Below are 4,697 nucleotides of genomic sequence, written 5' to 3'. Positions count from 1 at the left end.
GGTCGAGGATGCGCGGACGCGCGGTGTAGACAGCCGCGCGGTCTGCCTCGTCCCGTGCGGCCACCAGGGCCGACTCTGCCTCGCTGTGAGCGGCGCTGACGTCACCGAGCGGATGAGTGAGGCTCAGCCCCATCCGGTGCCCGCTCATCGAAGCCACGGTCCGCCTTAGCGTGGCGGCCAGGCTGTCTGGATCGCTCTCGTCACCGTGGAGAGGATCCACCACGATGAGGTGACTGCCGATACCCGGACACCGAACAAGCAAGCCACGACCGGCGATTGCCCGGTCGCACTCCGCGGCACTGTTCTCCCGGTTCGCGGTTCCGCAGTCGATCACGTAGACACGCACCTGTCGTGTGTCGAGCAGTCCGGGCGCCAGAGGAGCCATAACCCTCTGAGCCTCAACGAACAGGCCCAGCATCAGGAGCTGAAAAGTCGCGTGGCCAAGATTGCGCCAGGCATCCTCAACCAGACGAACCTGGCTCATGCCCACCGCCATGGACAGGACCTTCACCGCCTGCCGGATCAGGGCATGTTCGTCACTCCCCCACGGCCCGTCACTGGCCACGGCCACGGCGGCTGCCTCGCTGCCCGGTAGGTCGAGCGGGATGACTCGATGCTGCAATCCCCCGGTCCCAAGGGCTGCGCCCTGAGATTGCCCCGAGCGCATCAGCAGCGGTGCCAGCACAGTTGGTGCGCTCTCCGGGGATGCTGCGAGCATCTGGGTCCCCCCGCTGACCAGGACGTACCCTTTCAATGCGGACGCGAGCCAGTCGGTGATGCTCTGGACCGTGCCCGGGTGCTGCGCAATCTGCTCGGGAAGGTGGTCCAGCAGGTCTGCCAGGTGGCCGTCGGGCCCCGGAGCCGTGCGCGATGCCACGTGCCCCTCCTCACTTTATGTGGAACCCAAGTACCTGATTAGTATTTGAGTTCGAGCAACCCTAGTGGCGGAGCCGGGCTTGATCACCATGAAAATGGCACGCTGTCGCCGCGGGATTTGCGCCGGGGCATCCCTCCGGACTCATGCACATACGAGGAGCGCAGCATGAACCGAATTGTCCAACCGGACGCCCTCCGGCTCCCCATGCCGCTCGTGAAGCGCATCAGCGAGACGCTGCGCCTAGTTGGGCTCCCCCTGGCAGCGGAAACCGGCGACGCAGGAGTGCGCCTGGACCGCGGCGGAATCCCAGAAGGTCACCCCATCGATCACGTCGCTGTCTGCTGGCAGGCCTCGGCTGCTCTGTTCAAGGCATCGGACGGCGAGACCGAGCCGGCCGAACATCTCATAACCACTGCCAACCGCGCCCTGGACCAGGTCATCGCCGACATTCTCACTGCGGCCGGTCTCGCAGTATCACTCGATCCCGCCACCGAGGGATGGACCGTATGGGAGGGCGTCGCGCCCGAGGCCCGACCTGCCCTCACCCGAATCGCACCGTTGCCCCGAAAATGAAATGTTCGGGCACGGGCAGGTGAGCCGCGCCCGCGCCGACGACTGGCTCAACTCGGCTACCTGTCGCAACAGGGCGCCGATTGGCTCACGAGCGCTTCGGTGGCCGACCCGCACGTCACGGGCCGGCTGCATGAGTGCGCTCTCCCCCTTCGACTGACCAGCGCTGGCCGGCAAGGCCGCGGTTTCGGGGTTGGTGACCGTAGCCGTCTGCGCGGCCCGGCACGCCAGTCCCCTGCCGGCTCGCCGCGCACCCTTTCCACACTCGACGGCCCCTACTCCGATCCGCCACGGGAAGTTGCGCGCCGTTCCCTGGCTGAGGGGCGACCGCGTACGTTGATCCACACACGTGTCTGATGATCGGGGGCGGCTATGCGGTGGATCACCTACAGGTCGGCGTTGAGCGAAGAGGACCGCGTCGGTCTTCTGCAGGACGACACCGTCTACGGGCTCACGCCTGGACAGACGATGCTGGGGCTGCTGTCTGCGGCGGGTGGCAGCGACGAGTTGCGCGTGGAGGCGGAGCGGGCACTGCGAGACCCGTTCCAAGTCCTGCCGTTCGCGGAAGTACAGCTCCGCGCCCCGATCCCACGCCCCGGACAGCTCCGCGACGCCCTGTGCTACCTGGGACACCTGCGGGCCTGCCAGGTCGCCCTCGGCGGCACCGAAGCCCTCGCGGAAGTGTGGAAGCAGGTGCCTGCCCTCTATCAGGGCAACGAGCGTGGCATCGTCGCAAGCCCATACGATCCCGTACCGGTCTTCCCCGGCAGCACGATGTTCGACTTCGAACTGGAGATAGGGATCGTGTTGGGCCGTGGGGGCCGCGACATCCCGCCAGACAGGGCCCGTGAGTTGATCGCCGGTTACACCCTGATGTGCGACTGGAGCGCCCGCGACCACCAGTTGCGCGAACGCCAGCTGGGCATTGGGCTACTCAAGGCGAAGGACGCCGCGACGACGCTAGGGCCCTGGTTGCTCACTGTGGACGAGTTCGACGAGGACACAAGGTTGAGCGCATACGTCAACGGCCAACTGATCGGGTCGGGCAAGGCGTCGGATCGACGGCAGTACGAAGAGGGCTTCCACGACTGGGACTTCCCCGACGTCATCGCCTATGCCTCCCGGGGCGTGGACTTGGAGCCCGGCGACGTCATCGGTTCCGGGACCATTCCCGGAGGCTGCCTCCTGGAGCACTTTGGAGCCGCCGACTTCCGCGGCTGGCTCAAGCCTGGGGACGTGGTGCGGCTCACCGGGGGTCCGCTGGGCACGATCTCCCAGACCGTCATACCCGCACCGCCCATGCACCGCCTGGCCTCCGGATACTGAGGCGAGGTCGGTCCCGGCCCTCTGGCGTAAGAGATCAGCCGAGTGGAGGACCGTGGAGTTTTCCCCGTCCGACGACCACGAGCCATGCGTGCTCGGCCGTGACCGCGACGTCGACCTCCTGCTAGTCGCCGCTGCGGGGACGTGGTCACGTTCCTCGGCCAGCACGGCGGCCGGGACAGGGCACTCGGACGCATGCTGGAGCAAATCGGGTACACACGCAATGCGCCTGCGCCGGACGGAGCTGGCACCGCGGTCGTTGACGTGATGCCACGTCGAGTCCGCCAGGCCGCGTCTTTGGTCCGTGCCTTCGTGCAGAGCAAGTCCGCTTCCGGCTCGACCGCGCTCTAGCTGGCGATTCGTGGACTGCAGCGATCATTCTGCCGTCTCCCTCGCTGCTGCACCAGACACGGTGAGTCGTCTCAGGCGGGGGCAGAATGTTGCGCATTGCCGGGCTCTCCACAACCCAAGGTTTCTACGAGTACAGATTCTACGAGTATTCGAACTGATCGAATACTTGCAAGGTCCCGCCGATCTGTAGGCCCTCAACTCGCCCTTCTGGCAGCCGCTTTGATCCCGCGTCAGCAAATTGGTCTAGTCCCCTCAAGCAATTGCATGGCTGCACGGTGCAGGTTGTGGAGATGAACACGCCCCATGCGCCTACGGAGTTGACGACAATGCGCCCATGACTCTTCCCGAGAACCTCATCCCGCTCGGCGGCGGCGCCTTCTTGTGGGACACGCGGGCCAAGCCAGGCACATGGGGGAACGCAAACTGCGTCCTCATCGTGTCAGGTGACGAAGCAGTGCTCGTCGACACGCCCTACGACAACCCGACCACGAAGGGCCTACTGTCGGCCTGCCGGCGAGTACTGCCGGAAGGTGCTGAAATCCAGACGATCGTCAATACCCATGCCAATGGGGACCATACGTTTGGAAACCAGCATTTTCGCCAGCACTTCCCCCAAGTCGAGATCATATCTAGCAAGGTCAACTCAAGCCATGTGAGCAGGGAGTTGTCGCCCAAGGCCATGCACATGCTGGTTTCGCAGGGTGACGGCGATGACCCGCTGGGCTGGTACATGCGTCAGAAGTTCTCGGAATACGACTTCGCCGGGATCAAAGTCGTGGGACCGACACGCACCTTCGAGGCTCATCACACCGTACGGGTGGGCGACCTGGACGTGCAGCTCATCGAGGTCGGTCCGGCCCACACAGAGGGCGACGTGATCGCGTACGTGGCGGCACTCGGCCTGGTCGTGGCCGGAGATGTCATCTTCAACGGCGACCATCCCGTGCACTGGGCAGGGCCTCTCGCGAACGTGATCGAAGCCAACCGGGCAATTCTGACGCTGGCCCCGGACGTCATCATCCCCGGCCACGGCCGGAAGATGACGGTCAAGGACCTTGAAGCCCACATCCGGTACCTGGAAGACCTCAGGGGTCTCATCGCCGAACATCACAGCGCCGGCGACAGCCCCCTGGATGCCACCACCGCGATCGTCCGACGTGGCTTTCACCCGCATCTGGGAGGGCCTGAGCGTCTCGTGGCCCTGGCCAGTGTCGAGTACGCGCACATTGACCGTGCCGAGTCGCCTTCGCAGCTGAAGGTGGCTGAGGCGGTAGCTCACTGGGCCTTCCAAAGGCACAAGGGCCGATGGCCCGGTGCCCGTGAGGAACGCGCTGAAGCCTGACGTGCAGTCGCGCTCCCTGCCGGGGGCTTGTGCGGTAATACTGATCTCTGAACTCGCGGAGGCTGCTCCGCAGTTGGCCCTACGAGGGGGACCCATGGCCTTCTTGTTCAACCCGGGAGTCGCTGACCCCGGTTTCGACGAGGCATGCGACGAGGTGGCGGCACGGCTGGTCCAGCCCGACAGCTTGTCTGCCGATCGAGACGAACTGTCAGAAGTCATTGAGAGCGTCAAGGG

At 65.4% G+C, this 4,697-nt stretch carries 3 protein-coding genes and 1 pseudogene; 3 read left to right on the top strand and 1 reads right to left on the bottom strand.

The window, feature by feature from the left end; all coding sequences use genetic code 11:
- Positions 1 to 877, bottom strand: a pseudogene (locus ACWFR4_RS47695) (hypothetical protein); the annotation flags it as partial.
- Positions 878 to 1,042: 165 nt separating this feature from the next.
- Here ACWFR4_RS47695 and ACWFR4_RS47690 point away from each other — a divergent pair.
- The 3 genes from ACWFR4_RS47690 to ACWFR4_RS47680 all read left to right on the top strand — a co-directional run bounded on the left by ACWFR4_RS47690 (position 1,043) and on the right by ACWFR4_RS47680 (position 4,463).
- Positions 1,043 to 1,450 (top strand): hypothetical protein, encoded by a 408-nt coding sequence (locus ACWFR4_RS47690; RefSeq protein WP_453658109.1) that lies wholly within the window; start codon positions 1,043 to 1,045, stop codon positions 1,448 to 1,450.
- Between the two features lie 396 nt (positions 1,451 to 1,846).
- Entirely contained in the window at positions 1,847 to 2,773 is a 927-nt protein-coding gene (locus ACWFR4_RS47685) for a fumarylacetoacetate hydrolase family protein (protein ID WP_453658107.1), read from the top strand.
- A 682-nt stretch (positions 2,774 to 3,455) separates the two neighbouring features.
- Complete coding sequence (locus tag ACWFR4_RS47680; protein WP_453658105.1) at positions 3,456 to 4,463, top strand: MBL fold metallo-hydrolase; 1,008 nt, start codon at positions 3,456 to 3,458, stop codon at positions 4,461 to 4,463.
- The last annotated feature ends 234 nt before the right edge of the window (positions 4,464 to 4,697 follow it).

It is taken from the genome of Streptomyces sp. NPDC055140 (assembly GCF_053607285.1).
Note: the sequence above shows the minus strand (reverse complement) of the source record. Positions and strands in the feature narration are given on the sequence as shown.